Source organism: Amycolatopsis sp. cmx-8-4 (assembly GCF_046548675.1).
Lineage (GTDB): Bacteria > Actinomycetota > Actinomycetes > Mycobacteriales > Pseudonocardiaceae > Amycolatopsis.
Genome location: NZ_JAEBDZ010000006.1, coordinates 187626 through 213957, shown reverse-complemented (window position 1 = coordinate 213957; position 26332 = coordinate 187626). Strand labels below are relative to the sequence as shown.

The 26332-nt window shown below is 71.1% G+C and carries 28 protein-coding genes; 17 read left to right on the top strand and 11 right to left on the bottom strand.

Annotated features, from left to right (window positions below; all coding sequences use genetic code 11):
• The first annotated feature begins 135 nt into the window (after nt 1–135).
• Both rmuC and ACLJQZ_RS14965 read left to right on the top strand, forming a co-directional pair.
• A complete protein-coding gene (gene rmuC, locus ACLJQZ_RS14970; protein ID WP_247057605.1) occupies nt 136–1050 on the top strand; it encodes a DNA recombination protein RmuC in 915 nt (304 codons plus the stop codon).
• A 601-nt stretch (nt 1051–1651) separates the two neighbouring features.
• Nucleotides 1652–2587 (top strand): DUF6542 domain-containing protein, encoded by a 936-nt coding sequence (locus tag ACLJQZ_RS14965; RefSeq protein WP_410620600.1) that lies wholly within the window; start codon nt 1652–1654, stop codon nt 2585–2587.
• Between the two features lie 112 nt (nt 2588–2699).
• Here the strand turns inward: ACLJQZ_RS14965 and ACLJQZ_RS14960 are convergent, their stop codons facing one another.
• Nucleotides 2700–3698 carry a 4-hydroxy-3-methylbut-2-enyl diphosphate reductase gene (locus ACLJQZ_RS14960; RefSeq protein WP_247057609.1) on the bottom strand — a complete coding sequence of 333 codons (999 nt, stop codon included), beginning with the start codon at nt 3696–3698 and terminating at the stop codon, nt 2700–2702.
• 151 nt (nt 3699–3849) lie between these two features.
• On the opposite strand from ACLJQZ_RS14960, the gene ACLJQZ_RS14955 reads away from it, so the two are divergent.
• The 6 genes from ACLJQZ_RS14955 (at nt 3850) to ACLJQZ_RS14930 (ending at nt 8354) form a co-directional block, all read left to right on the top strand.
• Nucleotides 3850–4578, top strand: coding sequence for a lipid droplet-associated protein (locus ACLJQZ_RS14955; RefSeq protein ID WP_410620599.1), 729 nt, complete (start codon nt 3850–3852; stop codon nt 4576–4578).
• Complete coding sequence (gene xseA / locus ACLJQZ_RS14950) at nt 4575–5825, top strand: exodeoxyribonuclease VII large subunit (protein ID WP_410620598.1); 1251 nt, start codon at nt 4575–4577, stop codon at nt 5823–5825. The genes ACLJQZ_RS14955 and xseA overlap by 4 nt, the downstream gene beginning before the upstream one ends.
• A gap of 32 nt (nt 5826–5857) precedes the next feature.
• On the top strand, nt 5858–6226 hold the full coding sequence (locus tag ACLJQZ_RS14945) for a hypothetical protein (RefSeq protein WP_410620804.1): 369 nt from the start codon (nt 5858–5860) through the stop codon (nt 6224–6226).
• Nucleotides 6223–6450, top strand: coding sequence for an exodeoxyribonuclease VII small subunit (locus ACLJQZ_RS14940; protein WP_328644774.1), 228 nt, complete (start codon nt 6223–6225; stop codon nt 6448–6450). The genes ACLJQZ_RS14945 and ACLJQZ_RS14940 overlap by 4 nt, the downstream gene beginning before the upstream one ends.
• A gap of 86 nt (nt 6451–6536) precedes the next feature.
• Nucleotides 6537–7592, top strand: a complete 1056-nt coding sequence (gene glpX / locus ACLJQZ_RS14935) for a class II fructose-bisphosphatase (RefSeq protein ID WP_247057616.1) — start codon at nt 6537–6539, stop codon at nt 7590–7592.
• Between the two features lie 9 nt (nt 7593–7601).
• A complete protein-coding gene (locus tag ACLJQZ_RS14930; RefSeq protein WP_410620597.1) occupies nt 7602–8354 on the top strand; it encodes a S1 family peptidase in 753 nt (250 codons plus the stop codon).
• 1 nt (nt 8355) lies between these two features.
• Here the strand turns inward: ACLJQZ_RS14930 and ACLJQZ_RS14925 are convergent, their stop codons facing one another.
• Nucleotides 8356–9345, bottom strand: a complete 990-nt coding sequence (locus ACLJQZ_RS14925; protein ID WP_410620596.1) for an NAD(P)/FAD-dependent oxidoreductase — start codon at nt 9343–9345, stop codon at nt 8356–8358.
• A gap of 122 nt (nt 9346–9467) precedes the next feature.
• Between ACLJQZ_RS14925 and ACLJQZ_RS14920 the strand changes: the two genes are divergently transcribed.
• Nucleotides 9468–10865, top strand: coding sequence for a class II fumarate hydratase (locus ACLJQZ_RS14920; protein ID WP_410620595.1), 1398 nt, complete (start codon nt 9468–9470; stop codon nt 10863–10865).
• Between the two features lie 4 nt (nt 10866–10869).
• Here ACLJQZ_RS14920 and ACLJQZ_RS14915 read toward each other — a convergent pair whose 3' ends face one another.
• Complete coding sequence (locus ACLJQZ_RS14915; RefSeq protein WP_410620594.1) at nt 10870–11895, bottom strand: aldo/keto reductase; 1026 nt, start codon at nt 11893–11895, stop codon at nt 10870–10872.
• A 102-nt stretch (nt 11896–11997) separates the two neighbouring features.
• On the opposite strand from ACLJQZ_RS14915, the gene ACLJQZ_RS14910 reads away from it, so the two are divergent.
• From ACLJQZ_RS14910 to ACLJQZ_RS14895, 4 genes are all read left to right on the top strand, one after another.
• Entirely contained in the window at nt 11998–12852 is an 855-nt protein-coding gene (locus ACLJQZ_RS14910) for a helix-turn-helix transcriptional regulator (protein ID WP_410620593.1), read from the top strand.
• 66 nt (nt 12853–12918) lie between these two features.
• Complete coding sequence (locus ACLJQZ_RS14905; protein ID WP_410620592.1) at nt 12919–14466, top strand: ATP-dependent DNA ligase; 1548 nt, start codon at nt 12919–12921, stop codon at nt 14464–14466.
• A 121-nt stretch (nt 14467–14587) separates the two neighbouring features.
• Entirely contained in the window at nt 14588–15880 is a 1293-nt protein-coding gene (locus tag ACLJQZ_RS14900; RefSeq protein ID WP_410620591.1) for a S8 family serine peptidase, read from the top strand.
• A 128-nt stretch (nt 15881–16008) separates the two neighbouring features.
• On the top strand, nt 16009–16683 hold the full coding sequence (locus ACLJQZ_RS14895) for a Pr6Pr family membrane protein (RefSeq protein WP_410620590.1): 675 nt from the start codon (nt 16009–16011) through the stop codon (nt 16681–16683).
• A gap of 16 nt (nt 16684–16699) precedes the next feature.
• Here ACLJQZ_RS14895 and ACLJQZ_RS14890 read toward each other — a convergent pair whose 3' ends face one another.
• Nucleotides 16700–17914 carry an NADH:flavin oxidoreductase/NADH oxidase family protein gene (locus ACLJQZ_RS14890; protein ID WP_410620589.1) on the bottom strand — a complete coding sequence of 405 codons (1215 nt, stop codon included), beginning with the start codon at nt 17912–17914 and terminating at the stop codon, nt 16700–16702.
• A gap of 102 nt (nt 17915–18016) precedes the next feature.
• Between ACLJQZ_RS14890 and ACLJQZ_RS14885 the strand changes: the two genes are divergently transcribed.
• Entirely contained in the window at nt 18017–18640 is a 624-nt protein-coding gene (locus ACLJQZ_RS14885; RefSeq protein ID WP_410620588.1) for an MBL fold metallo-hydrolase, read from the top strand.
• A gap of 33 nt (nt 18641–18673) precedes the next feature.
• Here ACLJQZ_RS14885 and ACLJQZ_RS14880 read toward each other — a convergent pair whose 3' ends face one another.
• Both ACLJQZ_RS14880 and ACLJQZ_RS14875 read right to left on the bottom strand, forming a co-directional pair.
• Entirely contained in the window at nt 18674–19189 is a 516-nt protein-coding gene (locus ACLJQZ_RS14880; RefSeq protein WP_410620587.1) for a hypothetical protein, read from the bottom strand.
• Complete coding sequence (locus tag ACLJQZ_RS14875) at nt 19183–19650, bottom strand: DUF309 domain-containing protein (protein ID WP_410620586.1); 468 nt, start codon at nt 19648–19650, stop codon at nt 19183–19185. The genes ACLJQZ_RS14880 and ACLJQZ_RS14875 overlap by 7 nt, the downstream gene beginning before the upstream one ends.
• A 67-nt stretch (nt 19651–19717) precedes the next feature.
• On the opposite strand from ACLJQZ_RS14875, the gene ACLJQZ_RS14870 reads away from it, so the two are divergent.
• Nucleotides 19718–21157: a GuaB1 family IMP dehydrogenase-related protein gene (locus ACLJQZ_RS14870; RefSeq protein ID WP_410620585.1), complete on the top strand. Its 1440-nt coding sequence runs from the start codon at nt 19718–19720 to the stop codon at nt 21155–21157.
• Between the two features lie 64 nt (nt 21158–21221).
• Here ACLJQZ_RS14870 and ACLJQZ_RS14865 read toward each other — a convergent pair whose 3' ends face one another.
• A complete protein-coding gene (locus ACLJQZ_RS14865; protein ID WP_410620584.1) occupies nt 21222–22514 on the bottom strand; it encodes a PhoH family protein in 1293 nt (430 codons plus the stop codon).
• 722 nt (nt 22515–23236) lie between these two features.
• Here ACLJQZ_RS14865 and ACLJQZ_RS14860 point away from each other — a divergent pair.
• Nucleotides 23237–23485, top strand: a complete 249-nt coding sequence (locus ACLJQZ_RS14860; protein WP_410620583.1) for a hypothetical protein — start codon at nt 23237–23239, stop codon at nt 23483–23485.
• Nucleotides 23486–23545: 60 nt separating this feature from the next.
• On the opposite strand, the gene ACLJQZ_RS14855 is transcribed toward ACLJQZ_RS14860, so the two are convergent.
• Nucleotides 23546–24322 (bottom strand): isoprenyl transferase, encoded by a 777-nt coding sequence (locus ACLJQZ_RS14855; protein WP_256475555.1) that lies wholly within the window; start codon nt 24320–24322, stop codon nt 23546–23548.
• 80 nt (nt 24323–24402) lie between these two features.
• On the opposite strand from ACLJQZ_RS14855, the gene trhA reads away from it, so the two are divergent.
• Nucleotides 24403–25077 carry a PAQR family membrane homeostasis protein TrhA gene (gene trhA / locus ACLJQZ_RS14850; RefSeq protein WP_410620582.1) on the top strand — a complete coding sequence of 225 codons (675 nt, stop codon included), beginning with the start codon at nt 24403–24405 and terminating at the stop codon, nt 25075–25077.
• Between the two features lie 15 nt (nt 25078–25092).
• Here trhA and ACLJQZ_RS14845 read toward each other — a convergent pair whose 3' ends face one another.
• The 3 genes from ACLJQZ_RS14845 to ACLJQZ_RS14835 form a co-directional block, all read right to left on the bottom strand.
• Nucleotides 25093–25389 carry an AMED_5909 family protein gene (locus ACLJQZ_RS14845; RefSeq protein WP_410620581.1) on the bottom strand — a complete coding sequence of 99 codons (297 nt, stop codon included), beginning with the start codon at nt 25387–25389 and terminating at the stop codon, nt 25093–25095.
• Nucleotides 25370–25645 carry a hypothetical protein gene (locus ACLJQZ_RS14840; protein WP_410620580.1) on the bottom strand — a complete coding sequence of 92 codons (276 nt, stop codon included), beginning with the start codon at nt 25643–25645 and terminating at the stop codon, nt 25370–25372. Before ACLJQZ_RS14840 ends, ACLJQZ_RS14845 begins: the two co-directional genes overlap by 20 nt.
• A 235-nt stretch (nt 25646–25880) precedes the next feature.
• Entirely contained in the window at nt 25881–26312 is a 432-nt protein-coding gene (locus ACLJQZ_RS14835; protein WP_410620579.1) for a hypothetical protein, read from the bottom strand.
• Nucleotides 26313–26332: the final 20 nt, after the last annotated feature.

Here is a 26332-nt window from a genome sequence, read left to right as displayed (position 1 = left end):
GACACGCCCTGCGCGAATTCCAAGTGTTCGCAGGTCAGCTACCCAGAGCGACGGGTCGGGTGCGTTTTTTGTCGGTGGGGTCCGCCATGATGTCTGCGCGGTCCGATCCAGGCGGCCCCGAGGGAGGAGATTCAGGTGGCGACAGTGCTGACCACGGCGGCGGTCGTGCTCGCGGTCCTGCTGCTGGTCGCGGTCGCCGTGCTGTGGCGGCTGTACAACGACGGCATGCGCCGGGCGGACGCCGCGGCCCGGCTGGTCGCGGCCGAGCGGGCGAAGGCGGATCAGCAGCAGCTCGCGCTGCGCCGGTACGAGGTCGCGTTCGCCTCGATCAGCGGCCGCGGTGAGCTGGGCGAGCAGGTACTGGTCGAAACGGCGCGGGCGCTCGGGCTCCGCGAGGACCTGCACTTCACCCTGCAGACCGACCTCGCGGGCGGCGGCGCGGCGAAACCGGACATGGTGCTGAGCGTCGGCGGCGGGCGCACGGTGCCGGTCGACGCCAAGGCGAGCATGGCGACCTGGGCCGAAGCGATCGAGACCGACAACCCGGAGGAACGGCTGGACGCGTTGCGCGCGCACGTCCGGCAGATCCGGTCCCGGGCGGCCGAGCTGGCCGGCAAGGGCTACCAGCGCTGGGCGGACGCGATCTACGGCACGATCATGTTCGTCCCGTCCGACGCCGCCGTGATCGCCGCGCTGGACACCGACCCGGAGCTGCTGCGCTGGCTGATCGACCGGCGGGTGTTCCTGTGCGGCCCGACCGGCTTCGGCGTGCTCGCGTCGGCGGCCCTGTTCGCGGCGAGCGACCGCACGCTGGAGGCCGACGTCGAGCAGGTCCGGGCCGGCGCGGCCGCGGCACACCGGGCCGCGGGCGGCGCGGTGGAGGCGCTCAACCTGTCCAGCACGCACCTGCAGCGGTTCATCTCGGCGAGGCGGCGGGAACTGGAGGCACTGGAGACGTTCCGGGTGACGGTGGCTCCCCTGACGGACGCGTCGGGCAGCCCGGCCGCGGTGCCCCAAGTGCGGAAGGGAGACGAACTGGCGGCGAGCTGAGAGGACTGGACCACGGGCGGCCAGCTGACTCACGGTCACGGCGGGACGACCTGTCCGGCCCGGCGAGGAGGGCCCGAGAGGGCCGCGATCGCCTGTTCGGCAGGGCGTGGGGAACGCCGCGGCAGCCGTGGCGGACCACCGGCGTGGTGACGAGCGACTCGACGGGAGAACCCGGGAAACCGGGCTGTTCGACGGGTTCGCCGCGGGGTTCGACCCGTGCGGGCGGAACCGGCCGGCGCCGGGGACCTGACCCGGTGCGGTGGACGCGGCCTCGGACGGGTGTACCCGAGCGGTGGAGTCGTGGTGCCCGATGAGGCGATTTGCCACCTCGGCGAACGCCACCGGGACACGGCCATCCGGCCCACCCTGCGGAGCACTGTCCGGAAGGTGGCCGTGAGGTGACCGGAAACCGTCCTACCAGCGACGATGCGCTAAACCGCGCGTGACTGCCGGCACCGGTCGAGCACCCTGGGAGATGCCGATCGCGGCGACCCGCGGCGGTTGCCCGCAGCCATTCGGCTCACGCCGCCGGGTGGCGGTACAACCAAGTCGGCGGCGGTGCTAGCAAGATCTTCACAACCACGAGATACGGTGTTGTCTCGTGACCGCGATTCGCGATCGCCAGAGCGATCCAGATGCCGACGACGTCCCCGTGCCGTGGGACGAGCGTCCAGTCGTCGGTTCGAGGCGTGGACTCCCCTGGTGGGCGGCGGTCCTGGTCGGCCTCGGCCTGGCGGTCGTCGGCGCCCTCGTCGGCAAGCCGAGCCAGGGCAGCATCCCCGCCATCTTCACGATCTGTTACGTCCTGGGCGCGGTGATCGCGGTCGGCGCGGTGCGGCGCCGGGGCATCTTCGGGCCGATGGTGATGCCGCCGCTGGTGCTGGCCGTGACCGTGCCCGGCGTGATCCTGCTGACTTCCGGGTCGCAGGGCGACGACATGCTTTCGAAGGCGCTGAACATCGGCACCCCGCTGATCAACGCCTTCCCGATGATGGCGATCACCACCGGCGTCACGCTGCTGATCGGGTTCGTCCGGATCTTCCGCGAGAAGGACCCGGACGCCCCGGTGAAGGCCAAGGGCGGCAAGGCCGACCGCCGGCGCGCGGACGAGGACGACGAGAAGCCCGCGGCTCGTGCCGCGGCGACGTCGGCGGGTGGGCGGCCGCGGCCGCCCGGCTCGAGCCGCACCGGTCAGACGCCGGTGCCGCAGGGCGCCCGCCGTGGCCGTGAAGGCGAACCGCCGCGCCGGCCGCGTCCGCCCGCGGAAGGCGAGCGCCGCGCCCCTCGTGCGGCGGGTGCGCCCGCCGAGCGCGACCCGGGCACCCGCGGCACTCGCAAGCCCCCGCCGGCTAACCGCCGTCCCCGCCCGGAGGAGGCAGACCCCCGTCGCCGCGAGCCCCGCGGCGACGCACCCCGCCGCCGCCCGCGGCCCCCGGCCGAAGACGGCCGGGACACCCCGCCGCCCCGCCGTCCGTCGTCGGGTGGGCGAGGAGCCCCGCCGCGGCGGAACCGTCCCTGGGACGACGAAGAACGCTGACGAACGCCTGAAGGCGGTCACTTCCCGCGGGAAGTGACCGCCTTCGGTGTTTCGGCAGCCGCGTGGCGCGGTGGTCCGGACCACACGGCTCGCCGCCGAAAAGTGCAGAAACTCAGACCTTGCGAAGCTCCTTCGGCGGCGCGAAGGTGATCTTCTCGTTCGCCGTGGTCACTTCGTCGACGTCGCCGTAGCCGCGCTCCGACAGCCAGTCGAGGACCTCCATCACCAGCACGTCCGGGACCGACGCGCCGCTCGTGACGCCCACCGTGGTGACGCCCTCCAGCCAGGCTTCGTCGATCTCACGCGCGTAGTCGATCAGGTACGACGTGCGGGAGCCCGCCTTCAGGGCCACCTCGACCAGGCGCTTCGAGTTGGACGAGTTGGTCGAGCCGACCACCAGGACCAGGTCGCACTCGGCCGCCATCGCCTTGACCGCCACCTGGCGGTTCGTGGTGGCGTAACAGATGTCGTCGCTCGGCGGGTCCGCCAGACCGGGGAACCGCTCGCGGAGCTGGTCGACGCGCTCCATGGTCTCGTCGACCGAGAGGGTCGTCTGGGACAGCCAGATCACCTTCGACGGGTCGCGCACCTCGACCTTGTCGACGTCCTCGGCCTTGTCGACCAGCTGCACCTTGTCCGGCGCCTCGCCGGCCGTGCCCTCGACCTCTTCGTGGCCTTCGTGGCCGATCAGGAGGATGTCGTAGTCGTCCTTGGCGAACCGGTTGACCTCCTTGTGCACCTTCGTCACCAGGGGGCAGGTCGCGTCGATCGTGCGCAGGTTCCGGTCGGCGGCTTCGGCGTGCACCATCGGCGAGACGCCGTGGGCGGAGAACACCACGAGCGCGCCCTCGGGCACCTCGGACGTCTCGTCGACGAAGATCGCGCCGCGCTCGCGCAGCGTCTCGACCACGTGGCGGTTGTGGACGATCTCCTTGCGCACGTACACCGGGGCGCCGTAGACCTCCAGGGCCTTCTCGACGGCGATCACCGCGCGGTCCACGCCGGCGCAGTAGCCACGCGGCTTCGCGAGCAGCACGCGCTTCTTGCCGGAGGCGGTTCCGGTGATCGTCGGGGTACCCGCGGGCTCGATTCCGGGACTCGCTGAACTCATGGCACCCAGGGTACGGGCAGTCCGCCGACGAACCCGCAGTCCCTTTCGGGTGAGCTTCGTCCCCCGGTCGTGCTGTGCGCGGGGTCACGCAACGCGCCCGAACATCACCTTCGGGTTGGGCAGGATGGCGTAAATACGGCAGGCTGGACGCATGAAGCCATTCCCGCTCCCCCTCCGGGTCGCCGCGGGCCTCGCCGTCAGCACCGCCGAGCGGGTTCGTGAGCTTCCCCGGCAGCTCGCCGGGCTCCCGGTGACCGTTGTCAGCCAGGTGCTGCAGGCCTCCATGCGGGTGCAGCAGCACGTCACCGAGCTGGCCATCAAGGGCGACAACGCCCTGTCGAACCTGCGGCCCGTCGAGGACACCCCCAGCTGGGCGACCTTCGACGAAGACGTCGAGGTTCCGCCCGTCCGGCCCAACCTCACGCCGGTCGCCGACGTGCCCGAACCCCGTTCGGAGGTCAACGGTCACGTTCCGTCACTTTCCGAACTCGAAGCGGAACTGGGCGATCCGTGGGCCGAGGAAGAGCGCGCGCTCGCCGAGGACCACGCCGACGGCGAGTTCGACGCGCCCGAAAGCGCGCCGGAGAAACCCTCCAAGCCGAAGCCCGGCACGCCCAAGATCGACAAGAAGGCCAAGAGCGAAATCCCGAAGACCAGCGCCGGCGGGTATGAAGGTCCCGCCGGGTTGACCGGCTACGACCAGCTCACGCTGCCGCAGCTGCGGGCCCGGCTGCGCCAGTTCTCGATCCCGCAGCTCGAGACGATCCTCGAGTACGAGCGCGCCCACGCCGATCGCTCGTCGTTCACCGGGATGCTCAGCCGCCGGATCGCCAACGCCCGCAAGGCGCAAGAGTCCGGCGACGGCACGGAAGGCCCGTGAGCACCGAACCCGCACAGGCCGCCCCGTCGAGCACCGCCGAAAACCCGTGGCCGGTCCGCACGGTCGCGCGCAAGATCGGCGACTGGGTCCACCGGCTCGGCGCCGTCTGGGTCGAGGGCCAGGTCACCCAGGTCAGCTCCCGGCCGAACACCCAGACCGCGTTCCTGACGCTGCGCGACCCGTCCGCGGACGTCTCGATGTCGGTGACCTGCCCGAACTGGCTGATCCGCGAGATGGAGCCGCCGCTGCGCGAGGGTGCCAGCGTCCTCGTGCACGCGAAGCCGTCGTTCTTCTTCGGCCGCGGCACGATCAGCCTTCGCGCCGACGAGATCCGCGCGGTCGGCATCGGCGAGCTGCTCGCCCGGATCGAACGCCTGAAGAAACTGCTGACCGCCGAAGGCCTCTTCTCCGCGCAGCGCAAGCGGCCGATCCCGTTCCTGCCGAAGGGCGTCGGGCTGATCACCGGGCGCGCGTCGGCGGCCGAGCGGGATGTACTGGCCAATGCGCAAAAACGCTGGCCGCACGTCCGGTTCAAGGTCGTCAACACCGCCGTGCAGGGCTCGCAGGCCGTGCCGCAGATCATGCGCGCGCTGCGGATCCACGACGCCGACCCGGACATCGACGTCATCGTCATCGCCCGCGGCGGCGGCAGCGTCGAGGACCTGCTGCCGTTCTCCGACGAGGCCCTCTGCCGCGCCGTGTCGGCCACCGGGACGCCGGTGGTCAGCGCGATCGGGCACGAGCCCGACACCCCGCTGCTCGACTACGTCGCCGACCTGCGCTGCTCGACGCCGACCGACGCGAGCAAGCGGATCGTGCCGGACGTCCGCGAGGAGTCCGAGCGCGTCCGGCAGATGCGCGACCGCGGCCGCCGCGCGCTGCACGGCTGGGTCGACACCCAGACCCGGCTGCTGACGCAGCTGCGCAGCCGCCCGTCGCTGGCCGACCCGCTCGGCCCGGTCCAGCGGCGCCAGGACGACGTCGACGTGCACCGCGAACGCGCGCGCCGCGCGATGCTGACGCTGCTCGCCAAGGACCAGGCCGAAATCGCCAGCGCGCGGGCCCGGCTCACCGCGCTCGGCCCGGCCGCGACGCTCGAACGCGGTTACGCCGTCGTGCAGTTCCTCGACGCCGAAGGCAACCTCCAGGTGCTCCGCTCCGTCTCCGAAGTCGAGGCCGGTGCCCAGCTGCGCGTGCGCGTGGGCGACGGCGCGATCACGGCGGTGACGGAAGGAGCACGGGAGTGAACCCAAGGGCGGCGACGTTCCTCCCGCTGACCATGGACGCGGCCCGGCGCCTGGGCGCGCGTCCCCTGCTGGACCAGGCGATACGCACCGACCGGGCGGCCGCCGAGTGCTGGACGGCGCTGCTCGCGGGCTGCGGCACCGCCGCCCGCCGCGACCTGGGCCCGCAGCTGCGGCGGCTGTCCGAGGCGACGTCGATGCAGGTCGGCTCGCGCTGGTGGTTCGCCGACGGCGCCGGGCACCGCCGGCGGGTGGCCGGAGCGCAGGAGAACCTCGAAGAGGCGATCGCGGAGGGTGACGGGCAGGAGTTCGCCCTGGCGTTCGTCGGGTACGACCACGCGATGGCGAGCGCGGTAGTGTGCGCCAACAACCCATCCCGGAAGGTCGGAGAACGTCCAGCGTGAGCGAACCAGCCACTGAGGAACTCGGCTACGAGCAGGCCCGCGACCGCCTCGTCGAGGTCGTCCGCGAGCTCGAGGCCGGCGGGCTGTCGCTCGAGCAGTCGCTCGCGTTGTGGGAGAAGGGCGAGAAGCTCGCGAAGGTCTGCGAGCGGCACCTCGAGGGCGCGCGCGAGCGCATCGAAGCCGCCCTGGCGTCGGTCGAGGACGAGTCCGGCAACGGCCAGTGACGTTTGCCATGCCGCGCTTGGCTGGACCGACCCGCGGTATCTGAGAGACTGGGCGTCCGCCGAACTCCGCATTCCGGGAGGCCCGCATGACCAGCCCCAGCGCCCCACAACGTCGTGAAGCGCCCGACCGCAACCTCGCGATGGAGCTGGTCCGGGTGACCGAGGCCGCCGCCATGGCCGCCGGCCGCTGGGTCGGCCGCGGCGACAAGATCGGCGGGGACGGCGCGGCCGTCGACGCGATGCGCCAGCTGGTGTCGACCGTGTCGATGCGCGGCGTCGTGGTGATCGGCGAGGGCGAGAAGGACGAAGCGCCCATGCTGTTCAACGGCGAAGAGGTCGGCAACGGCGACGGCCCGGACTGCGACGTCGCCGTCGACCCGGTCGACGGCACCACGCTGATGGCCAAGGGCATGCCCAACGCCCTCGCGGTGCTCGCGGTCGCCGAGCGCGGCGCGATGTTCGACCCGTCCGCGGTGTTCTACATGGAGAAGCTGGCCGTCGGGCCGGAGGCCGCGGGCAAGGTGGAGCTCGGCGCGCCGATCGCGGAGAACATCCGGCGCGTCGCCAAGGCGAAGAAGAGCAGCGTCGGCGACGTCACCGTCTGCGTCCTGGACCGCCCCCGCCACGAGCAGATCATCAAGGAGATCCGCGACGCCGGCGCGCGGATCCGCTTCATCTCCGACGGCGACGTCGCGGGCGCGATCGCCGCGGCCCGCCCCACCACCGGCGTCGACATGCTGATCGGCATCGGCGGCACCCCCGAGGGCATCATCGCGGCCTGCGCGATGAAGTGCCTCGGCGGCGAGCTGCAGGGCCGGCTGTGGCCGAAGGACGACGCCGAGCGCGAGAAGGCCATCGCCGCCGGGCACGACCTCGACCGCGTCCTGCTGAACGACGACCTCGTGCGCGGCGACAACGTCTTCTTCTGCGCCACCGGCGTCACCGACGGCGACCTGCTGCGCGGCGTCAACTACCGCGAGGGCGGCGCGACGACGCAGTCCATCGTGATGCGGTCCAAGTCCGGGACCGTCAGAATGATCGACGGCTACCACCGGCTCGACAAGCTCCGGGCGTACTCCTCGATCGACTTCGACGGCAACCTGAGCGCCGGCGACGACGACGTGGTGCCCCCGCTGCCGTAAAGGAGATTCGTGACCAGGCGACTGCTGGCACTGCTGACGGTCCTCGCGTTCGTCCTGGTCCCGGGCACCGCCGCGGCCGCACCCGGCATCGTCGGCGGCGCCGTCGCCGACCAGCCGTACCCGTTCGCGGTGTCGCTGCACTCGACGTCCGGGAAGCTGTTCTGCGCCGGTGCGCTGATCGCCCCGACGTGGGTCCTCACGGCCGCGCACTGCGTCTTCGACAAGGCCCCGGCCGCGGTGACGCCGCGGGTGGGGTCGAACGACTCCGGGCAGGGCGGCGAGATCGCGCAGACCGCCGAGGTCATCGTCAACCCGGCCTTCGACACGCAGAACCCGGCGGGCGACATCGCGTTGCTGCGGCTCGCGACGCCGGTCAAGGCGGCTCCGGTCGCCGTGGCGACGGCCGCGGCGCCGGGGACGGCGACCCGGATCCTCGGCTGGGGCCAGACCTGCCCGAAGGTCAACTGCGGCCAGATCCCGACGGCGCTCCAGCAGCTCGACACGCACATCGTCGAGGGCGCGAAGTGCACGTCGGTGTTCGACGGCACGGCCGAGCTGTGCACGGACAACCCGGGCGGCAAGGCCGGCGCGTGCTTCGGCGACTCCGGCGGCCCGGAGGTCGTGCGCGACGGCGACCACTGGCTGCTGGCCGGCGTCACGAGCCGCCCGGGCAACGACAACCCGGTGTGCGCGACGGCGCCGTCGATCTACACGTCCGTGGTCGCCTACGCGCCGTGGATCGCGGAGAAGACGAAGGCCTGAGCTACTCCGCGTTGCTGGAGTGGCCCGGGAACAGGTGCGCGTCCGGGTCGAGCGCGACGGCGATGTTGTTGACGGCCGTCGCGGCCTCGCCGAAGCCGGTCGCGATCAGCTTGACCTTGCCCGGGTAGGCGGCGACGTCGCCCGCCGCGTAGACGCGTTCGCGCGGGGTCGCCATCGTCGAGTCGACGGCGATGGCGCGGTGGTCGATCTCCAGGCCCCAGCTCTCGATCGGCCCGAGGTCGGCGGTGAACCCGAGCGCGGCGACGACGGAGTTGGCCGGCAGCCGCTCTTCGCCGGTCGCCTTCACCGAGACCTCGACGGCTTCGAGCGCGCCGCTCGCGTCCTCGACGAACGCCGTGACCTCGGCGTCGGTGATGATCCGGGTGCCGAGCTCGCGCGCCTGCCGGACGATCGACTCGGCGGCGCGGAACTTGGCGCGGCGGTGTACGAGCGTCACGCTGGCCGCGACGGGGTGCAGCGCGAGCACCCAATCGAACGCCGAGTCGCCGCCGCCGACGACCACGACGTGCTGCCCGGCGTGCACCTGGAGCGACGGGACGAAGTGGACCATGCCGCGCCCGAGCCAGCCGTCGCCGGCGGGCAGCGGCCGCGGGGTGAACTCGCCGATGCCCGCGGTGATCAGCACGGCGCCGGCGCGCAGGGTCTCACCGCCGTCGAGGGTGAGCTCGACGCCGTTTCCGAGCGTCTCCAGCTTCTCGGCCTTGCGCCCCAGCAGGTAGGTCGGCTTCCACGGCGCGGCCTGCTGGACGAGGCCGTCGACGAGGTCGCGCCCCTTGACCGCGGCGAACCCGCCGACGTCGTAGATCATCTTCTCGGGGTACATCGCGGTCACCTGGCCGCCGGGCTCGGGCAGCGAGTCGACGATGGCCATCGACAGCCCGCGAAACCCGGCGTAGTAGGCGGCGAAGAGGCCGGTCGGGCCCGCGCCGATGATCACGAGGTCGTAGGAGTCCCCAGAAGCTTCAGTCATGCTCGCTCCAGCCAGTGGTGGATGGCGGTGATCGAGAACACACCCGATCCTAGCCTCGCGGGGGCCGGGAGGTGGCCGACGCCACCACGCGGTGTCCCGCCAACAGGTCCAGAATCGGTGTCATGGCTGACCAGGAATACCGGATCGAACACGACACGATGGGCGAGGTCCGCGTGCCGGTCGACGCGCTCTACCGCGCGCAGACCCAGCGGGCCGTCGAGAACTTCCCCATCTCCGGCCGGGGCCTGGAGCGCGCCCAGATCCGCGCGCTCGGCCTGCTCAAGGCGGCCGCCGCGCGCGTCAACCTCAAGCTCGGCGTGCTCGACGCCGACGTCGCCGACGCCATCGCCAAGGCCGCCGACGAGGTCGCCGAGGGCGCCCACGACGCGCACTTCCCGATCGACGTCTTCCAGACCGGCTCGGGAACGTCGTCGAACATGAACGCCAACGAGGTCATCGCGACGCTCGCCACCCGGGCCCTCGGCCGGGACGTGCACCCGAACGACCACGTCAACGCGTCCCAGTCCTCCAACGACACCTTCCCGACGACGATCCACGTCGCCGCGACCGAGGCCGTGCTCAAGGACGTCATCCCGGCGCTCGACCACCTCGCCGGCGCCATCGAGACGCGGGCCGCGGAGTGGAAGGACGTCGTGAAGTCCGGCCGCACGCACCTGATGGACGCGGTGCCGATCACGCTGGGCCAGGAGGCCGGCGCGTGGGCGTCGCAGGTCCGCTACGGCGTCGAGCGGCTGAAGTCCGGCCTGCCGCGCTTGGGTGAGCTGCCGATCGGCGGCACCGCCGTCGGGTCCGGCCTGAACGCGCCCGACGGCTTCGGTTCCGCCGTCGCCGCGGAGCTCGCCGAAGTGACCGGGCTGCCGCTGACCGAGGCCCGCGACCACTTCGAGGCGCAGGCGACGCAGGACAGCGTCGTCGAGATGTCCGGGCACCTGCGCACGCTCGCCGTGTCGCTCAACAAGATCGCGAACGACCTGCGCTGGCTGGGTTCCGGCCCGCGCACCGGCCTCGGCGAGCTGGCGCTGCCGGACCTGCAGCCGGGCTCGTCGATCATGCCGGGCAAGGTGAACCCGGTGATCCCGGAGGCGACGCTGCAGGTCGTCGCGCAGGTGATCGGCAACGACGCGGCCGTCGCCTTCGCCGGCGCGGCGGGCAACTTCCAGCTCAACGTCAACCTGCCGGTGATCGCCCGCAACGTCCTCGAGTCGGCCCGGCTGCTCGCCGCCGTCTCGCGGCTGCTGGCGGACAAGGTGTTCGACGGCGTCACGGCGAACGTCGAACGCACCCGGCAGTACGCCGAGGGCTCGCCGTCGATCGTGACGCCGTTGAACAAGTACATCGGTTACGAAGAGGCCGCCGCGGTCGCGAAGCAGGCCTTGAAGGAGTTGAAGACGATCCGCGAGGTCGTCATCGAACGCGGCTACGTCAAGGACGGCAAGCTCACCGAAGCGCAGCTCGACGAGGCTCTCGACGTGCTCCGCATGGCCCGCGGCGGCAAGTGAGGGGCTACCGCCGACGCAGGAGCTTGTCCGCCAGCGCCGGCGGGGTGTAATCCTTCTCCGCGGAGTTCAGGTCGGTGCCCGGCGGGACGATCTCGTCGATCCGGTCCAGCACGTCGCCGTCCAGCTCCAGGTCGGCGCCCGCCAGCAGGTCGTCGAGCTGGGCCAGCGTGCGCGGGCCGATGATCGCCGACGTCACGCCCGGGTGCGCCCGGACGAACGCCGTCGCCAGATGGGTCATAGGCCGGCCCAGGTCGTCGGCGATCTTCTTCAGCTGCGCGATGGCCTCGAACTTGACGGCGTTCTCCGGCAGCGCCGGGTCGAACTTGTGCGCCTGCAACGTCCGCCGGCCTTCGGAAAGGTCCACATCGGACGGCTTCAGGTACTTGCCGGACAGCCAGCCGCTGGCCAGCGGGCTCCACGTGAGCACGCCCATGCCGTACTTCTGCGCGGTCGGCAGCACCGCGGCCTCGATCGCCCGGTTGAAGATCGAGTACGGCGGCTGTTCCGCGCGGAACCGCACCAGGCCGCGCTTTTCCGCCACCCACTGGGCTTCCACGATCTGCTCGGCCGGGAAGTCCGACGACCCGACCGCGCGCACCTTCCCCGACCGGACGAAGTCCGAGAGCACCGAGAGCGTCTCCTCGATGTCGGTCGCCGGATCCGGCCGGTGGACCTGGTAGAGGTCGACGTAGTCGGTGTCGAGGCGCCGCAGGCTGTCCTCCAGCGCGCGGGTCAGCCAGCGCCGCGAAAGACCGCCCTGGTTCGGGTCTTCGCCCATCCGGAAGAAGCCCTTGGTGGCCAGCACGACGTCGTCGCGACGGCCCTTGAGCGCCTTCCCGACGATCTGCTCGTTCTCGCCGCCCGAGTACATGTCCGCGGTGTCCCAGAAGTTCACGCCCGCGTCGAGCGCGGTGTGCAGCATCCGGACGCCCTCTTCGTGGTCCGGGTTGCCCCACTGGCCGAGCATCATGGCGCCGAACGCGTACTCGCTGACCGAGATCCCCGTGCCACCCAGAATTCGTCGTTTCATGCCTCCACCCTGCGGGCGGTTCCGGGGCCGAGCCAGGCCGCGTCCTGCCTGGGTCCGGCAGTACCAGGCTGCCCCGCCGGAATCCGGGGGATACTTGCCGACATGAGTGACGCAGCCGAGCTCGGCGCCTTCCTGAAGGCGCGTCGCGCCGCCCTCGAACCGGACGAGGTCGGCCTGCCGCAGGGGATCACCCGGCGCCGCGTGGCCGGGCTGCGCCGCGAGGAGATCGCGCAGCTCGCGGGCATCAGCGTCGACTACTACACACGGCTGGAGCAGGGCCGCGCGAAGAACGTCTCGGACGCGATCCTCGACGCGCTGGGCCGCGCGTTGCGGCTGCGGCCGGACGAGGAGTCCTACCTGCGCAACCTCGCCGCGCCGAAGCGCCGCGACCGGCTCGGGGCCCAGCGCGTCCGGCCCGAGCTGCAGCTCATGCTGGACGCCGTCCAGGCGCCCGCGTTCATCTTCGGCCGCTACCTGGACGTACTGGCGTGGAACGCGCTCGGCGGCGCGGTCGCGTTCGACTTCGGCAACCTCGACGAGCGCAGCATGCCGAAGCTGTTCTTCCTGGACGAGCGCGCGAAACAGCTGCACCCCGAGTACGACGCGGTGTGCCGTGAGCTGGTCGCGAACCTGCGCGCCGAGAGCGGCCGGCACCCCGGCGACCCGGGGTTCGCCCAGCTGATCGGCGAGCTTTCGCTGGCCAGCGCGCGGTTCCGCACGCTGTGGGCGGAGCACCACGTGCAGGAGAAGGCCCAGGGCTGGAAGCTCATGCGGAACCCGGTCGTCGGCGAGCTGCGGCTGCGCTACGAGACGCTGCGCCTGCCCGACGACCCGGACCAGGGCATGGTGATCTACCACGCCGAACCCGGCTCGGAGTCCGCCCGCGCGCTCGGCCTGCTGGCCAGCTGGATCGCCGAGGCCCCCCGCGCTGACCGGCCGGTGAACTTCCGTTCGTAGTGGCCTTGACCAGGGCAGACAGCCCGCCGACGAGAAATTGTCGGTGGTGCGGGTCATGATGTCCGGGTGTTGCTGAGCGAGATAGTCCGGGCGTCCGCCGACCTGGCGGCGACGAGGTCCAGGAAGGCGAAGATCGCCCTCCTGGCCACGCTGCTGCGCGCGGCCGAGGTCGCGGAGCTGCCCGTGGTGATCGCGTACCTGACCGGGCAGACGGCGCAGGACCGGCTGGGTGCGGGCTGGCGCACCCTGGCCGGGCTCGGCACGTCGCCGGCCGGCGAGCCCACGATCACGGTCACCGAGGTCGACGCGGCGTTGACCGAGGCCGCGGGCGTGGCGGCGGGCACCGGTTCGTCGACGCGGCGGCAGGAGGTGCTGCGGGCGCTGTTCGTCCGGCTCACGAAGGGTGAGCAGGAGTTCCTGTTCCGGCTGGTCACCGGCGAGCTGCGGCAGGGCGCGCTCGAAGGCGTGATGGTCGACGCGGTCGCGGCAGCGGCCGACGTCCCGGCCGTGGACGTCCGGCGGGCGTTCATGCTGTCCGGCAAGCTGCCGACCACCGGCGTCGCGGCCCTGACCGGCGGGCAGGCGGCGCTGGCGGAGTTCCGGCTGACGCTGGGCACGCCGGTCCGGCCGATGCTGGCGTCCCCGGCGGAGTCGCTGGAAGAGGCCGTCACCGAGCACGCCGAAGCGATCGTCGAGTACAAAATGGACGGTGCGCGGATCCAGGTGCACCGCCAGGGTGACGAAGTGCACGTCTGGACGCGGACGCTGCGCGAGATCACCGGCAGCGTCCAGGAACTGGTCGAGCTGGTGCGGGCGCTGCCGTGCGAGTCGGTGGTGCTCGACGGCGAAACGCTGGCCCTGACCGACGCCGGGCGGCCGCGGCCGTTCCAGGACACGATGAGCCGGTTCGGCAGCACCCGCGAGGAGCAGGTGAAGGCACTGCTGCTGCGGCCGTACTTCTTCGACTGCCTGCACCTCGACGGCGTCGACCTCCTGGACGCGCCGCTGTCCGAGCGCAACGCGGCGCTGCGCAAGGTCGCCGGGGCACACGTGATCCCCGGCGAGGTGGGCGTTGCGCGTGCCGCCGAGGTGCTGGAGGCGGCGATGGACGCCGGGCACGAGGGCGTGATGGTCAAGGACCTGGCGGCGCCGTACGCGGCCGGGCGGCGCGGGCGGGCGTGGCTCAAGGTCAAGCCGGTGCACACGATCGACCTCGTGGTGCTCGCGGCGGAGTGGGGTCACGGCCGGCGCACGGGCAAGCTGTCGAACCTGCACCTGGGCGCCCGCGACCCGGACGGCGGCCCGCCGATCATGGTCGGCAAGACGTTCAAGGGCATGACCGACGAACTGCTCGCCTGGCAGACGACGACGTTCCAGGAGATCGAAACCCACCGCGACGACTGGACGGTGTACGTCCGCCCGGAGATCGTGGTGGAGATCGAGCTGGACAGCGCCCAGGTCAGCACGCGCTACCCGGGCGGCCTCGCGCTGCGCTTCGCCCGGGTGGTCCGCTACCGCCCGGACAAGGAAGCCGGCGACGCGGACACGATCGACGCAGTCCGCGGCCTGTTGCAGGGCGACCGCTCGGAAGGAGGCGGGCAACGAAAGTCTTGATAACGACATCTCGCGCGTCGGTGGTGCTTTCCTCCTAAAAGGAAAGACGAAAGTCGATGTTGCCTTCTCCCCTTCCTGACCAGAGTGGCTGACGGAGTTCCTTCAGCCAGGGGAGAAAAGCATGAGACTGCGCGCTGCCGCCGGTTTGCTCGCGAGCACGACCCTGCTCGTGACCGCGTTCGCCGCACCCGCCGGTGCGACGCCCGTGCCGAGCACGCCGGACGCCGGGCACCAGCCGTCGAAGCACCACTTCTCGGCGGCCGCGCAGTCGTTCGTCGGCGCGGACACCGTGCAGAAGCGCGTCGCGAAGCTGGAAGCCGCGATGTCGACGCTGCCGAAGGAGAGCACCGCCTACAACGCGACGAAGCTCTGGAACCAGGGCATCACCGGCGCGGGCAGCACCGTCACGACGCTGGTGTCGTTCGGTGACGACCAGGTCAAGCAGGTGCTCGACACCTACTCGAGGAACCACGGCCTGCCGCCGGCGAACGTCGAGATCCTGCAGCCGTCCGGCCCGGTGCCGGCGTGCACCGACCCCGGCGTCGACACCGCGACCTGCCAGGGCTGGGGCGGCGAGACCGACCTCGACGTCACGATGATGCACGCACTGGCGCCGAACGCGAAGATCATCGTCGCGGCCACCCCGGTCGCCGAGACGCAGGGCTTCACCGGCCTGCCCGAGATGATGCACGCGGTCGACTACCTGACCGAGCACAAGCTGACCGACGTCATCTCGATGAGCTTCGGCACGACCGAGGAGAACTTCCCGTCGTTCGACTCGATCAAGACGCTCGACCCGGCGCTGGAGCGCGCGAGCAAGGCCGGCATCACGATGGTCGCCTCCTCCGGTGACGACGGCCCGACCGGTGGCTACCTCTACGGCCCGGGCAACTACCCGTACCGCGTCGCGAGCTGGCCGGCGTCCGACCCGCGCGTCACGACGCTCGGCGGCACCCAGCTGCACCTCGACACGACCGGCGCGCGCACCAAGCCGGACGACGTCGTGAACGTCGCCGACAACGGCTTCTCCGAAGGTGCCGGCCTCTCCAAGACGTACGCGCGGCCGAACTGGCAGGACGGCGTCAAGAAGATCACCGGCAGCAAGATGCGCTCGTTCCCGGACATCAGCATGGAAGGCGTGTTCGGCACGTCGCAGTCCGCGCCGCTGTTCGCCGGCGTGCTCGCACTGGCCGTGCAGGCCAAGGGCGGCAAGCTCGGCCAGATCAACCCGGCGCTGTACACGAAGCTGGGCCCGGCCGGCACCAAGGCGGGCATCATCGACGTGACCGAAGGCGACAACAGCCAGGACGGCGTCACCGGCTTCACCGCGGCGAAGGGCTTCGACATCGCCAGCGGCTGGGGCACGGTCGACGCGTCGGTCTTCGTTCCCGCGCTGGTCAAGGCGCTGAAGTAAGCCACCGGGCGCGCCCCGGACGCACACCGCCCGGGGCGCGCTCGGGTTCAACCACGGCAGCCAAGCACGACACGATCGAGTGGTCCACAAAGGATCCACCGGCGGTTACCAGCCGGTATCCTCCGAGGATGTACGGCTCGAAGCTCACGCGCGTCTCGTTCGCGGTCATCGCCGTGGTCGCGCTGACCGGCCTGGTCAGCCAGGTGATCGCCACCGCGGGCGACACCACCGGGCAGTACCGCACCGCGGGCGCGCGGATCGCGAACATGTTCTGCTTCTTCACGATCGACTCGAACCTGCTGGTCGCCGTGACCTCGCTGCTGGTCGCGCTGGGCGCCGCACGCGTCACCGGGCCGTTCCGCGTGTTCTGGCTCGACGCGCTCGCCGGCATCATCGTGACCGGCGTCGTCTACCAGGTAGCCCTCTCCGGCCTGTACGAGCTGAACGGGCTCTCGCTGTTCGCCGACACCATGCTGCACAAGGTGACGCCGATCCTGTTCGTGCTCGGCTGGCTCCTCGCCGGCCCGCGCGGCGCGCTGACCTGGCCCACCGTGTGGTGGTCGCTGATCTACCCGGCCGCGTGGCTCGCGTTCACGCTGGTGCGCGGCGCGTTCACCGGCTTCTACCCGTACCCGTTCGTCGACGCGGGCGCGCTCGGCTACGGCCGGGTGACGCTCAACTGCGTCGTCATCGGGGTCCTCTTCACCGCGCTGGCGGCGGGGTTGTTCCTGGCCGACCGGGCGTTCCACCGCCGTGCGCTCCGCCGGACCGCGACCGCCGAGCCGCAGCCCGAAGTCGTCTGAACCCAGTCCCAGCCGGCTAGCCGCGGACGCGGCGGAACGCGTTGAGCCCGTCGGTGAACCCGGCCTGCACGAGCGTCAGCGCCGCACCCCGCCGGTCGACCGGCCGCCCGGACGCGATCCGGTGCATCTGCCGGGTGTGCCACTGGATCTCCAGCAGGCTGTCGGCCAGCCGGATGCCGGTCTTCGGGCAGCGCCGCCGCGCCTCGACGTCCTCGCCGGCCAGCAACCGGGCAGGCAGCCCGGGGTCGACGACGAGCGGCCGGCCGAGGCCGACGACGTCGACTTCGCCGGAGCCGAGCGCGTCGGCCATCCCGCCGGGCGTGGTGAAACCGCCGGTGACCATCAGCGCGACGTCGGAAACGTTGCGCGCCTTCGCCGCGTAGTCCAGGAAGTACGCTTCGCGCGCTTGAGTGCTCGCCCGGCCCGAGCCCATCATCACGGCTTTCTCATACGTGCCGCCGGAGACTTCCAGCAGGTCCAGCCCGGCTTCGCCGAGCGCGTGGACGACCTCGAGCGACTCGTCCTCGGTGAAGCCGCCGCGCTGGAAGTCGGCGCTGTTGAGCTTGACCGACACCGGGACGTCATCGCCGACGGCCTCCCGCACGCGCCGCACGACCTCGAGCAGGAACCGCCGCCGACCGGCGGCGTCACCGCCCCAGGCGTCGGTCCGCCGGTTGGTCAGCGGCGAGAGGAACTGGGAGACGAGGTAGCCGTGCGCGCCGTGGATCTGCACGCCCGCGAAGCCCGCGTCGACGAACGTGCGGGCCGCGACGCCGAAGCGTTCGATGATCGCTTCGATCTCTTCGCCGGACAGGGCGCGCGGAGCGGCGAAGGCGGTACGCACGCCTCGATCGCCGAAGGGCACCGCGGACGGCGCGACAGGACGGGACGACAGGTAGCGCGGGCTCTGCCGTCCCGGGTGGTTCAGCTGCACCCAGAGCTGCGTGCCGGTGCCCTCGACCGACCGCGCCCACGGCCGGTAGACGCCGGGGTCGGGGCTCAGCGCGACGTTGCGCGGCTCGCCCAGCGCGCTCGGATCGACCATGACGTTGCCGGTGATCAGCGCGCCGGCGCCGCCGCGGGCCCAGGTCCGGTACAGCTCGGCCAGCTCGCGCGTCGGGGCGTTGCGCCGGTCGCCGAGCTGCTCGCTGAGCGCCGACTTGACCAGCCGGTTGGGCAGCACGGCGCCGCAGCGCAGCTTGAGCGGCTCGGCCAGCAGGTCGTGGGTCATCGCGTGCTCCCCTCGTAGCGCACTTACCGGCGGTAACCTTACCCGAAAGTAGATACCGCCGGTATGCCAATGGCGCGGCGACGGCCCACTAGGGTCTGCCGCATGACCGCGATCGTGCAGAACCTGGTGACCTCCGGCGTCTTCGAGCTCGACGGAGGCAGCTGGGACGTCGACAACAACGTGTGGATCGTGGGCGACGACGCGGAGGTGATCGTGATCGACGCCGCGCACGACGCGAAGGCGATCGAGAACGTCGTCGGCGACCGGAAACTGGTCGCGATCGTCTGCACGCACGCGCACAACGACCACGTCAACGCCGCCCCGGCGCTCGCCGAAGCCACCGGCGCACCGATCCTGCTGCACCCGGCGGACCGGGTCGTCTGGGACCTCACGCACCCGGACCGCGCGCCGGACGGCGAGCTCGCGGACGGCCAGACGGTCACCATCGCGGGCACGGACCTGCGCGTCATCCACACGCCGGGCCACGCGCCGGGCGCGGTCTGCCTCTACGCCGAAGACCTGGGCGTCCTGTTCACCGGCGACACCCTGTTCCACGGCGGCCCCGGCGCCACCGGACGGTCCTATTCGGACTACCCGACCATCGTGAAGTCCATCCGCGAGAAGCTGTTCACCCTCCCGGACGCCACCAAGGTCCACACGGGCCACGGCGAGGGCACCGAGCTCGGTGCCGAGAAGTCCGCCTCGAGCGGCTGGGACCAGCACTGAGAAGCGGCGGCACTTTCACGTGAAAGTGCCGTCTCAGGAAGTGTGTTTCCGGGCGACGAGGGCGAACTCCTCGATCGCCCGGGCGAACTCACTAGCTGCTGTCCGCACCGGCTCGGGTGGGCTCATCGGTATTAGAGTTCCGCCTGCGTCAAGTTCGAATCGAGTGTGGTATAGCTCCTCAGCCTTCCCTCGAAGAGCCTTGGCTTGCTCTACCAGCTCGTCGGGCCCGCTCATCACCAGTAGCCCGAAGAATGTGCGCATCTCCGAACGAGCAGCGGAGTAAGCATCCTCGAAGTCGATCTCACGCTGGGCATCAGCTTTCCCAGGTTTGCCAAGCGACTTGCGGCGGTGGAGCAAATTGAGGTCGAGGAGATGTTTCCGCGATCGCGTCGCGGCCTCGATCATCCCGGCGCAGCGATCGGCACGGTCCTGACGCTGCTTCGCGCGCCGGGCCGCGTTGAGCTTCAGCGGCTCGAGCAGCGCCCCCAGCGTCACGCCGACCAGCGACGCCACCGCCGCGATGACCGCGGCTCCCAGGGCGGTCAGCACGTCAGCCGCGGCGGGACGGGCTCCACCCGGACCCGCTGCTGCGCCTCTGCCACCAGGTCCCGCGCCCACCGCTGCAGCCCGGCGACGTCGATCCCGTGCGGCGGCTCGCGCCGGAACGGCTCGATGGTCGCCGCGCCGCGCTCCAGCAGCGACGCCGCACCGGAGGTGTTGCCGCGCGCCGCGTGCGTCAGGCCGACCGCCAGCTGCGCGAGGCCGCGCCACAGCTCGCGGTCCGGGCCGTCCGACGTCTTCCAGGCGTCCTCGAACACCTCGTGCGCGTGGAACGGCTTGCCGTCGTCGAGCAGGTGCTGGGCCTCCGCAAGCGTTTGCGCCGGGGTCCGGACGACGCCTTCCGGCTGGCGCTCGACGCCGTCGGCGCCGTACGGCAGCGGGCGGCCGAGGCCGTCGCGTGGCCGTGCGTTGCGTGCGCGTCCCTCGGCGTTCCGGTCGCGGCGGCTCATGCCCCGATCCTCCCACGCACCCGGCCGCGTTCGCCGTCTCCCACCGAGCCACGTAGCCTGGGGACTCGTGCGTTTCCTCGACGGCCACCGGCCCGCCCACGACCTGACCTACGACGACGTGTTCCTGTTGCCGAACCGTTCGGACGTGGAGTCCCGCTTCGACGTCGACCTGTCCACCGCGGACGGCACCGGCGCCACCATCCCGATCGTCGTGGCGAACATGACCGCCGTCGCCGGCCGCCGGATGGCCGAGACTGTCGCCCGCCGCGGCGGCCTGGTGGTGCTGCCCCAGGACGTCGACAGCGCGGCCGTCGCCGACATCGTCGGCTGGGTCAAGAGCCGCCACACCGTCTGGGACACGCCCCTGGTGCTGACCGGCGGTGACGCCGTCGCCGACGCCCTCAACCTGGTCCACAAGCGCTCCCACGGCGCCGTCGTGGTCGTGGACGGCGAAGGCCGCCCGACCGGCATCGTCACCGAAGCGGCGTGCGCGAACGTCGACCGCTTCGCGCGGCTCGCCGACGTCGCGCAGCCGCCGACCGCCGTCGTCCCGCTGGACACGCCGCCGCGGCACGTCTTCGAGCTGCTGCACGCCCAGGGTGCCCACCTGGCGCTGGGCCTCGACGCCGACGGCAAGCTCGCGGGCGTGCTGACCGCGGTCGGCGCGCTGCGCGCCGGCATCTACACCCCGGCGGTCGACGACGGCGGCAAGCTGCGCGTCGCGGCCGCCGTCGGGGTCAACGGCGACGTCGCGGCGAAGGCCGCGGCCGTGCTGGAGGCGGGCGTCGACGTGCTCGTCGTCGACACCGCGCACGGCCACCAGGAGAAGATGATCGCCGCGCTGAAGGCCGTCCGGTCGGTGTCGCCGCAGGTCCCGGTGGTCGCCGGGAACGTGGTCACCGCCGAGGGCACGCGCGACCTGATCCAGGCCGGCGCGGACGTCGTCAAGGTCGGCGTCGGGCCGGGCGCGATGTGCACGACCCGGATGATGACCGGCGTCGGCCGCCCGCAGTTCTCCGCCGTCGCCGAATGCGCGGCCGCCGCGCGCGAGCTGGGCAAGCACGTCTGGGCCGACGGCGGCGTCCGCCACCCGCGCGACGTCGCGCTGGCGCTGGCCGCGGGCGCGTCTGCGGCGATGGTCGGCTCGTGGTTCGCCGGCACCTACGAATCCCCCGGTGACCTGCGGTTCGACGAGCAGGGCCGGCCCTACAAGGAGTCGTTCGGCATGGCGTCGAAGCGCGCGGTGGGCGCGCGGACCCGCACGGACGGCTCGTTCGACCGCGCGCGCAAGGCGCTGTTCGAGGAGGGCATCTCGTCGTCGCGGATGTCCCTCGACCCGGCGCGCCCGAGCGTGGAGGACCTGCTGGACTCGATCGGCTCCGGCGTTCGGTCCTCGTGCACCTACGCGGGCGCGCGCACCCTGGAGCAGTTCCACGAGCGGGCCCTGCTGGGCGTCCAGTCGGCGGCCGGCTTCGCGGAGGGCCGTCCGCTCCCCTCGGGCTGGTAAACGCCGTGAGGGGCACCTTCAGGGCTTATTTGTCCCTGAAGGTGCCCCTCACGGCACTTTAAGCTCAGCCGTGGTCCTCCAGCATCTCGGTGACCAGGGCGGCGATCGGCGAGCGCTCCGAGCGCGTCAGCGTGACGTGCGCGAAGAGCGGGTGCCCCTTGAGCTTCTCGATCACCGCCGAGACGCCGTCGTGCCGTCCGACCCGCAGGTTGTCGCGCTGGGCGACGTCGTGGGTGAGCACCACGCGCGACGCCGTGCCGAGGCGGGAGAGCACCGTCAGCAGGACGTTGCGCTCCAGTGACTGCGCCTCGTCGACGATGACGAACGCGTCGTGCAGCGAGCGGCCGCGGATGTGCGTCAGCGGCAGCACCTCGAGCATGCCGCGGTCGAACACCTCGTCCAGGACTTCCTGGCTGACCAGCGCGCCGAGGGTGTCGAACACCGCCTGCGCCCAGGGCTGCATCTTCTCGCTCTCGGACCCGGGCAGGTAGCCGAGGTCCTGGCCGCCGACCGCGTAGACCGGCCGGAACACCACGACCTTGCGGTGCTGCCGGCGTTCCATCACGGCTTCGAGCCCGGCGCACAGCGCGAGCGCCGACTTGCCGGTGCCGGCGCGACCGCCGAGGGAGACGATGCCGACGTCGGCGTCGAGCAGCAGGTCGAGCGCGATGCGCTGCTCGGCGCTGCGGCCGTGCAGGCCGAACGCCTCGCGGTCGCCCCGGATCAGCCGGATGCGCTTGTCGGCCGTGATCCGCCCGAGCCCGCTGGAGCTGCCCGCGAGCAGCCGCAGCCCGGTGTGGCAGGGCAGCTCGGCGAGCTCGTCCAGGCCGTACTCGACCGGGTCGACGGTGCCGCCGCTGAAGAGCGTGTCCAGCACGTCGTGCTCGACGTCGACGTCCGCCATGCCCGTCCAGCCCGACGGCGTGACGTCCTGCGCGCGGTACTCGTCCGCCTCGAGACCCACGGCCCCGGCCTTGACCCGCAGCGGGATGTCCTTGGTCACCAGCGTGACCGCCGGGAACTCCGCCGCCAGGTTGAGCGCGCAGGCGAGGATCCGGTGGTCGTTGGAGTCCGTGCGGAACCCGATCGGGAGCACCGTCGGGTCCGAGTGGTTCAGCTCCACCTGCAGCGTGCCGCCGTGGTCCCCGATGGGGAGCGGCGCGTCGAGCCTGCCGTGCTGCCGGCGCAGGTCGTCGAGCATGCGCAGGGATTCCCGGGCGAACCAGCCCAGCTCCGGGTGGTGGCGCTTCGCCTCCAGTTCACTGATGACGACCAGCGGAAGCACGACTGCGTGTTCGGCGAACCGGGTCACCGCCCACGGGTCCGAAAGAAGGACCGACGTGTCGAGCACGTACATGTGCTGCTGGGTTTGTGGGGAGGTCGAGGCTTTCTCCGGGCCAGGAACGGCACCGGTCGAAGAACGGCCAGAGGCCTTGCGGGGTAAACGCTGCGCAGTCACGACGGCATCTCCCTCGAGGGCGTGTGCACCTCACGCCCGCACTCGCTGGGCCGGGCACCTCCCTGGCTGGACCACTCCGCCTGACGAGCTGTCAGGCGGCGCGGCCACGAGGGCCGGGTGCCGGCCCCCTCGTGCGTCTCGTGGGCGGCTGTGCCGCCCCCTCGATCACCGTCACGACCAGGGCCTCCCGCGAGGACCCGCACGGATCGCGTGCCCTCAACTCGGAAGGTACCTACGAATCGGTGATCGCGCAGGAAGCCAACCCGGTGATTCGCCGGATCGTCACCTCACTGTCGGTCGTCCGACATCAACGCCTGGTGACGGTGGCTCTGAGTAGTCGCCGTCTCTATCGATACCCACCCGCCCGGATGATCTTGGTCAACTCACTGACTCGGCGTATTTACAAGATCGGCTTCGGGGTTCTACCACGTTCGGTTGAGGAATGCATTTTGCGTAGCGAAGAGAGAACCGTACCGAGTGAAAGGCCCTGCATCGGGCTCACACAATGGGCGTACAAGACGTACGAGAAGCCCGATAAGCGAGTAATTTTTTGACTGCGGGACACACCACCGGTCCTCCGGTGCCCCGGATCCCAACAGTTCTACCTAGGAGTGTGCGAAGTGCTGAAGAAGGCTGGTTTCGTGGCCGCCACCGCTGCGGGCCTCATGATGATCGGCAGCACCGCGTTCGCCGCCACGACGGACGACCACGGCTACACCCCGGACCCGTCGTTCGGCGACGCCTACGCCACGTTCATCGAGGGTGGCGGCGCGCTCGGCTACGGTGCGGCGTCCCTGGTCGCCGGCGCCTACGCCGGTGTGCTGACCTCGCCGGCGCTGGTGCTGCACTCGCTGGAGCACCACCACTGAGTCAGGTCGCGCGAAAGGCCCCGGAGTCCGCTCCGGGGCCTTTCGCCGTGTCAGGGGTGTTCAGGAACCGAACCGGCGGTGCCGCCAGGCGTAGTCGCGGATCGCCCGCAGGAAGTCGACCCGGCGGAATGCCGGCCAATAAGCTTCGGTGAACCAGAATTCCGAATGCGCGGACTGCCAGAGCAGGAATCCGGAAAGGCGTTGTTCTCCGGAAGTGCGGATGATGAGATCCGGATCCGGCTGCCCCGAGGTGTAGAGGTGCTCGGAGATGTGGTCGACGTCGAGGATTTTCGCCAGCTCGTGAATGCTGGTGCCTTCGTCGGCGTGGTGGAGCAGCAGCTTGCGCACGGCGTCCGCGATTTCCTGGCGCCCGCCGTAACCGACCGCGACGTTGACCTCCATGCCGGTGCGCCCCTCGGTGCGGGCGGCGGCTTCGCTGAGTCGCTTGGCGACTTCGGCGGGTAGCAGGTCGAGCGCCCCGACGATCCGGAGCCGCCACTGCGTGCCCGGCGCGGCGAGCTCGTCGGTGACGTCGGTGATGATCTTCAGCAGCGGCGTGAGCTCGTCCGGGTCGCGGTTGAGGTTGTCGGTCGAGAGCAGCCACATGGTGACGACCTCGACGTCGGCCTCGTGGCACCAGCTCAGGAAGTCCGCGATCTTCTTCGCGCCGGCCCGATGGCCGTCCGCGACGTCCGCGAAGCCCGCTTCCCGAGCCCACCGGCGGTTGCCGTCGAGCATGATGGCGATGTGCCGGGGATGCCGGCCGCGGGCTTGCTGGATGAGGCGCCTGCCGTAGGCGCTGTACACGACGTCGGACAAGAAGGAGCGAACACTCACGTCGAGGAAGAGTACGCACCCGGTGTGAGGCGCGTGACTTGACCGCTGCCCGGGAACCTACGGTCCCGTAACCTGGTTGAGTGAGTGTGCAGACCGAACCCTCAGAGCCCGTAGTGGACCTGCGCCCCCGTCTCCGGGGCCACATCCACTTCTGGACGTTCTTCGGCGCCCTCGCGGCGACGGCCGCGCTGATCACCCTGGCCGCGTCCACAGTGTCCGCGATCGCCACCCTGGCGGTATCGATCTACGGCCTCACGATCCTGGGCCTGTTCGGCGTGAGCGCGCTGTACCACCGCCGGCTGTGGAGCCCCCGCGCGTACAAGTGGATGAAGCGGGCGGATCACTCGATGATCTTCCTGTTCATCGCGGGCACGTACACCCCGTTCGCCCTGCTGGCGATGCCCAAGCCCACGGGCTACGTGGTCCTCTCGATCGTCTGGGGCGGCGCGGTCCTCGGCGTGGCGCTGAAGATGCTGTGGCCGCACGCACCGCGCTGGCTGGGCGTGCCGATCTACATCGCGCTGGGCTACGTGGCGGTGTTCGTCTTCCCGGAACTGCTGTCCCACGCGGGAGTCGCGGCATTGGTGCTGCTGTGCGTGGGCGGGCTGTTCTACACACTGGGAGCGGCGTTCTACGGCTTCAAGTGGCCGAACCACTGGCCGGACACGTTCGGATACCACGAGTTCTTCCACGCGTGCACCGTGTTGGCGGCGATTTGCCACTACATCGCGATCTGGCTGGCCATGTACGCCTAGCTGGAGTTTTCTTCCTCAGCCCTCGGCGGCCTCTTGCTCCAGTCGGGCGTCCGTAAGCGACAGATCAGTGGACCTGCGTTCCGCCTGGAATTCAGCCGAGATCTCACCCGCCTGCCGCTCCTCGTACCCGGCCCAGTACAGCGCCTCGTGGTGATGACCCCGGTCGACGTCCGCGATCACCCTGTACAGCCGCGCGTTGCCGAGCCGGAACGCCAGCCACACCGACGGGTTCGCGTTGTTCGCTGGCCGGCGATCCATCACGACCTCGTGCGCCTCCCGCAGCGTCTCCGGCTCAGCCTTCCGCACGATCACGCCTCCCCGCGCGGGCTTCCAGCAGCGCCGCCAGTTCCTCGGCGTGGTCGCGGAGCTGGCGCAGGAACGCCACGCATTCCGGCCACGCTTCCTGATCCTGCGGAGGGACCAGCGTCAGCACGAAGGGCGCGCCGGCCAACACCAGAACCGGCGGCGCTGACCGATTCGGGCCGGTCTCCTCCACCGTCACCTCGATACCCGGGCCCACCGCCCAGCGCACTCCCAGTCCGTCCATCACTGCCGTGTCCTGCTTCACTCGCCCAATCCCTTGCCAACTCGGCGAACCCCTCGGCCGCCGACTCCAACGCGGCCACACACCACCACGGCAACCCACGCGCCTGCGCCAGTTCGTGCCACGCCCGCGACACCCGCCTCGCAGCGTCTGCCGTGTTGGTGGCGCTCATAGGCGACAAGACCGCCCGGCCGTGCTCCCATGCAGTCCCGATACGCCCGCTTCCACGCCTCGACCCGCTCGCGGAAGCCCGTGTTTGTCACGCGGCCTTCGGCGTCTCACCGGACCGGGACGCCTTGCTCGCGGCCTTCTTGAACCCGGTCGCGCGGAACACGTAGGACTCGAACTCGCCCTGCCCAGCCACACGCGGTTCCGCCGTGAGCCCGTCCAGCTCGATCGGCCGCATCCCGGGCAGCGCCTCCGAGGTGGTCGGCAGCGGCTGGACGTCGACGAGAAGCGTGATCTCAAAGGAGGCCCGCTTCGCCCGCGTCTCAGCCGGGTCGGTGACCATGACCTTCCACTGCCGCTTCCCGGTCACCTCGTCAACCCGCTGCCGCACCGGACGATTGGCAGCCCGGTCCTCACGCGACTGATACTCGTTGCCCGGCGACACTTCGCCCACCATGACGAGGCCCTGCGTGAACGCGTCGTCGAAGTCGATGCCGAACCGGTGTCCTTTGTCGATAGCCATGCTGAATCCCTTTGCTCGTA

Bases quoted from the DNA above. Each gene is read 5' to 3' on its own strand.
- ACLJQZ_RS14960 (WP_247057609.1), bottom strand. From the start codon at position 3,698: ATGAGTTCAGCGAGTCCCGGAATCGAGCCCGCGGGTACCCCGACGATC.
- ACLJQZ_RS14955 (WP_410620599.1), top strand. From the start codon at position 3,850: ATGAAGCCATTCCCGCTCCCCCTCCGGGTCGCCGCGGGCCTCGCCGTC.
- ACLJQZ_RS14945 (WP_410620804.1), top strand. From the start codon at position 5,858: ATGGACGCGGCCCGGCGCCTGGGCGCGCGTCCCCTGCTGGACCAGGCG.
- glpX (WP_247057616.1), top strand. From the start codon at position 6,537: ATGACCAGCCCCAGCGCCCCACAACGTCGTGAAGCGCCCGACCGCAAC.
- ACLJQZ_RS14925 (WP_410620596.1), bottom strand. From the start codon at position 9,345: ATGACTGAAGCTTCTGGGGACTCCTACGACCTCGTGATCATCGGCGCG.
- ACLJQZ_RS14920 (WP_410620595.1), top strand. From the start codon at position 9,468: ATGGCTGACCAGGAATACCGGATCGAACACGACACGATGGGCGAGGTC.
- ACLJQZ_RS14915 (WP_410620594.1), bottom strand. From the start codon at position 11,895: ATGAAACGACGAATTCTGGGTGGCACGGGGATCTCGGTCAGCGAGTAC.
- ACLJQZ_RS14910 (WP_410620593.1), top strand. From the start codon at position 11,998: ATGAGTGACGCAGCCGAGCTCGGCGCCTTCCTGAAGGCGCGTCGCGCC.
- ACLJQZ_RS14900 (WP_410620591.1), top strand. From the start codon at position 14,588: ATGAGACTGCGCGCTGCCGCCGGTTTGCTCGCGAGCACGACCCTGCTC.
- ACLJQZ_RS14895 (WP_410620590.1), top strand. From the start codon at position 16,009: ATGTACGGCTCGAAGCTCACGCGCGTCTCGTTCGCGGTCATCGCCGTG.
- ACLJQZ_RS14890 (WP_410620589.1), bottom strand. From the start codon at position 17,914: ATGACCCACGACCTGCTGGCCGAGCCGCTCAAGCTGCGCTGCGGCGCC.
- ACLJQZ_RS14885 (WP_410620588.1), top strand. From the start codon at position 18,017: ATGACCGCGATCGTGCAGAACCTGGTGACCTCCGGCGTCTTCGAGCTC.
- ACLJQZ_RS14875 (WP_410620586.1), bottom strand. From the start codon at position 19,650: ATGAGCCGCCGCGACCGGAACGCCGAGGGACGCGCACGCAACGCACGG.
- ACLJQZ_RS14865 (WP_410620584.1), bottom strand. From the start codon at position 22,514: ATGTACGTGCTCGACACGTCGGTCCTTCTTTCGGACCCGTGGGCGGTG.
- ACLJQZ_RS14835 (WP_410620579.1), bottom strand. From the start codon at position 26,312: ATGGCTATCGACAAAGGACACCGGTTCGGCATCGACTTCGACGACGCG.